Origin of the sequence: Lysobacter cavernae (assembly GCF_042648505.1) — a bacterium.
Lineage (GTDB): Bacteria > Pseudomonadota > Gammaproteobacteria > Xanthomonadales > Xanthomonadaceae > Lysobacter_L > Lysobacter_L cavernae.
This window is the reverse complement of sequence record NZ_JBHRXK010000019.1, coordinates 1-4,410: the sequence shown is the minus strand read 5'-3', so window position 1 is coordinate 4,410 and position 4,410 is coordinate 1. Positions and strand designations below refer to the sequence as shown.

Genomic DNA, 4,410 nt, shown 5'->3' with positions numbered 1-4,410 from the left:
GAGATCGACCCGCTCGACGGCGTCACCGTCTTCGAGTACGACGAGGTCGGCCGCACGACGGCGGTGATCGACCCGCTGGGCCTGCGCACGCAGTTCGGCTATGACGAGCGCGGCAACCTGCTCAAGCTGACCCGGCCGGACGGCAGCGTGCTGGATCAGGTCTTCGACGAGAACGACCGCCTGCTGGCCCGCACCCATCCCGGCGGTGGCACGGAGCGTTTCGAGTGGAATGCGCACGGCTTGCTCGCGGCATCCGTCGGCGCCTGCGGCGGCACCCATCGCTTCGACTACACCGGCCATGGACAGCTGCGCGCAGCCACCGATCCACGCGGCGGCACGACACGGTTCGAGTTCGACCGCTACGGCAAGCTGTGCGTCCAGGTCGATGCCATCGGCATGCGCCAGCGGATGGAGCACGACGGCCTGGGGCGGACGCTGCGTCGCTGGGACGGCAGCGGGGGCGCGACGTCCTACACGCACGATGCCAAGGGCCGTCTGTTGCGGATGGATTTCCCCGGTGGCGATCACGTCGCGTGTGAGTACGACGCCGAAGGACGGCTGGTGCGTCACCGTGATCCATCCGGTGCGGTGACCCGCCTGGAGTACACGGGCGTGGACCTGCTCCGCAAGCGCATCCAGCCCGATGGCACGGCGACCGAATACCTGTACGACAGCGAAGGCCGGCTGCAATCGCTGATCAATCCAAACGGAGAGACACATCAGTTACGGCGTGATGCACGCGGTTGCATCGTCGAAGAAGTCGACTATTGGGGGCAACGACAGCACTACGAACTAGACGCCGGTGGTCGTATCGGACGCCGGACCGACGCGCTCGGTCGCAGCGTCGAGTTTCGTCTGGATGCGATGGGGCGGACTACGCGCAAACGTCATGTCGACCCTTTTGAACCTGCGCGGGTGCTAGACGAAACATTCCGCTACGACGCCGGTGGCCGCCTGCTGGAGGCGCGCAATGCGGCCGGTCATGTGCTGCGCAGATACGACGCCGAAGGCCGGGTCGTCCATGAGGAGCAGAACGGGTTCGTGGTGGCCAGCAGCTACGATGCGTCCGGCAGCCGGATGAGCCGGGTCAGCGATGCCGGCAACCGGGTCGTGTTCGACTACGATCTGCTGGGGCGGACCCGGGCAGTCGAGGTCAACGACGAGCCGGGCATCGAAACGGTACGCAACCTGCAGGGGCAGACCGTCGCGGAACGCTTGGGCGAAGCGCTGGTGCGCGGCTACCGCTACGACAGTGCGGGCCTGCTGGCCATCCAGGCGCTGCTGAAAGACGACACCGAGCTGTTCCGCACCGAGTACGACTACGACTCCCTGGGTGATCCGATCGCCCGCACCGATTCGGAATATGGGCACGACACCTATGCCTATGATCCGGTCCGGCGGGTGGTCGAGCATGCCGGGCCAATGGACGGCATGCATCGCTGGACTACCGATCGCGCGGGTAACCGACTGCATACCCGGGTGCTGCAGGTCAAACGGCAGGCGGTCGTGGGTAGCGATCTGCAGGTTGGCGACGACTGGAGCCGGGAAGGTGATCTCGACGGTGTCCACTATGCGTTCGATCGCGCCGGCAACCTGGCCCAGCGCCAGCTACGCGGTGCGTCTGGACAGCCGGCGATGCACCTGCGCTGGGATGCCGAGCAACGGCTAGTGGAGTGCGCCTGGAGCGAAGGCGAGCGGCAGGGCATGCGCGTGCGCTTCGGGTACGACCCGTTGGGACGCCGCGTGTTCAAACGTGGCCCGAAGGAGACCACCTGGTTCTTCTGGGACGGCGACGCGCTGCTGGGCGAGGTAACCCAAGCCAACGACGAGCCTGACGCCGCGCCGCTGTGGGTCGGCAACGTGGCCAATCTGCACGAAGCCCAACTGCGCAAGCGCAGGCTCAAGGCGCTGCATGGCCAGGTGCGCGAGTACGTTTACCGTCCGGGCAGCCACGAGCCGTTGATGCTGATCGAGGTGGAGTCCGTCGCAGATGATCAGGCGCCTTTGCCGCGCGAAGCGCCTGTCTCGATGGAGGGCATCGAGCCGGCTTCCGCTGTAACGCCTGATAGGCCCCGTGGGGGAACCAGCGAAATACCCGTGGCATCGGCAGCGGCCGTCAGTGTGCCCGCTCCCCAGGTCGCGAATGTCGGCGTGTCGGTCCCAGCGCGTGGATTGGGATACGGAGTCAGACTTGGCGCCGATAGCGCCGAACCATCACAGGCGGAAGGTGTTGCGAACTCTGCGCAGGTGGAATCGGGCAGGCCGGTGTCGGGTGGGCTGGGGGCCGGCGGACGTTTGAGCGCGCTTGCACTGGGCGGCAGTGATCAAGGCCGCAGTGCATCCGAATCGATGACGCGCGATGCCGACGTTCTCAAGTCCGAATCTAATCCGGTCGGCGCGCGTGCGTTGGCTACCAGTGCTGGTTCGTCGCAGGTACGGAGCAACGGCCTGCTGCAAGCGATGGAGCCTGCGGTTGCAGCGAGCGAAATCGCAGCAGGCACGACGGTCGCCAATCGTGCTGACCCAAGTCTGCCGCCAGGGACGCGACGGGTCGTCTATCACTTCTGTAATGACCTCAACGGATGTCCGGTCCGCATCATCGATGCGACGGGACGGGTGGTCTGGGGCGCGACGCATACGCCCTGGGGCCAGGTGCGGGCGCTGTCGACGCAGCAGCGTCTGATCAATCCGATCCGCCAGCAAGGCCAGTACTTCGATCGCGAAACCGGGCTGTGCTACAACCTGGCGCGCTACTACGACCCGCATGCGGGTTGCTACATCAGCGCCGATCCGCTGGGTCTGGTGGCGGGCGAAAACACCTATCTCTACGCCTTTGGCAATCCGTTCGAGTGGGCAGATCCGTGGGGGCTGCGTGCGTGCCGCCGGGGCGAATGGATATTTCCTGAGGGACGCTCCACCAATATCAACGACTACGACAAGATTTACACAAACGGCATCATGGGAAGTCGGGCCGATGCACAGAAATTGGCCGATGCACAGCGCGTGCCCTATTACTACAATCCAACTTTCGCGGATGGCTTGCCGAAATGGTTGCAGTGGCTCAAGCCGGCGGGATTGCTGACCGACACGTTCGAAACCGCTGTCCAAAAATTTGGCAGGCGAATCGACCCGTTGACCCAGGGGTTCATAGACGGATTGAAGGGCCTTGATCATCCCGTCACGATCGTGGCGCACAGCCAGGGCACCGCTACCGTGATCAGGGCGGTCGACCATATCCCTGCAGGCTCGACGGTGGTGCTCAGAAGCCCGGCCATCAGCTATGACACGGCCAAGAAGGCGCTCGACGGCGCCGGGCTGCAGGACTGGAAGTACATTCAGCCGGTAGGCGATATCGCGCCGTTGTATGCCTCGGCAGGTCCCCGGCAGTGGTTGGCTCAGGTGCGCAAGATCAATCCAATCAAGGCTGTGAATATCCACAATTCGAATGGCTTGGGATTGGGAACTAACGACTTTCCAGGAGATATCTTTGACTACTGATGGCTTATCCGGGAGGTGGGGCGTGAGCAACGGGCTGTGGATCATGGTCGCTGTCGTGGCCATTGGTGTGGTATTGGCGCTGGCGGCCTGTACGCGGGCGGCATCGAGCATGGGGATGGGGGCCGACACCCGCAAGGACTCACAGGGACGTGTCATTCTGCTCGACACGCCGCGCATGCGTGCCGATGCCACCGATTCCTACGACCACACGATCGCGATGGAGAAACGGGGCCATAAGTTGTCGAATGGCATGAGCTGGAATCAGGACTGGCTGCTCACGATCCAGTCGATCAGGAAGAACACCGAGAATCCTGAGTGGTACGTCCAGTACATCATCGAGCAGCGGCGCAAGGCAGGGTTGCCGGAGCTTGAAGGCGTAGATCAGGCCACGCCCTGAGACATGCCGGGGAATTGCCCCTTCCACTTGTATGCGGTGAAGAATTATGAGTGGTTGGCTGTGGATTGGGGGCGCGGTGGTAGTTGTCGGCGCCCTGGTGCTTGCCTTGTCCGCGTGCGTGCGGAACTCCTCGACCATGGGCATCGATTCCCGGAAAGATGCGAGGGGCCGCGTCACACTGTTGGACACGCCAGGCATGCAGGCCGATGCCGCTGGCTCCTTTGATGAACTTGTCGCGATGGAAAAGCGCGGACATGTAATGTCCAACGGCATGAGCTGGAACGATCGCTGGCTGAATACCATTCGCTCCATCCGTGGCAACACCGAGAACCCCGAGTGGTACGTCCAGTACATCATCGAGCAGCGGCGCAAGGCGGGCCTGCCGGAACTCGAGGGCGTGGACCAGGCCAGGTCCTAACAGGCTGCTGAAATACCGCCCGTCTTGAACACGATCCGCCCCGGCTGCGATGGCACGAGCGGACTTTCATTCAGATCGGCGCACCGTTGATCCGGTT

3 protein-coding genes are annotated in these 4,410 nt (G+C 63.7%); all 3 read left to right on the top strand.

The window, feature by feature from the left end:
- Positions 1 to 3,498: RHS repeat-associated core domain-containing protein (locus ACFOLC_RS16025; RefSeq protein ID WP_386760267.1), on the top strand; the 3,498-nt coding region annotated here is incomplete at its 5' end.
- 22 nt (positions 3,499 to 3,520) lie between these two features.
- On the top strand, positions 3,521 to 3,895 hold the full coding sequence (locus tag ACFOLC_RS16020) for a hypothetical protein (RefSeq protein ID WP_386760266.1): 375 nt from the start codon (positions 3,521 to 3,523) through the stop codon (positions 3,893 to 3,895).
- Positions 3,896 to 3,941: 46 nt separating this feature from the next.
- The gene (locus tag ACFOLC_RS16015) at positions 3,942 to 4,313 is read left to right on the top strand and encodes a hypothetical protein (RefSeq protein WP_386760265.1); all 372 of its coding nucleotides are present in this window, start codon (positions 3,942 to 3,944) and stop codon (positions 4,311 to 4,313) included.
- Positions 4,314 to 4,410: the final 97 nt, after the last annotated feature.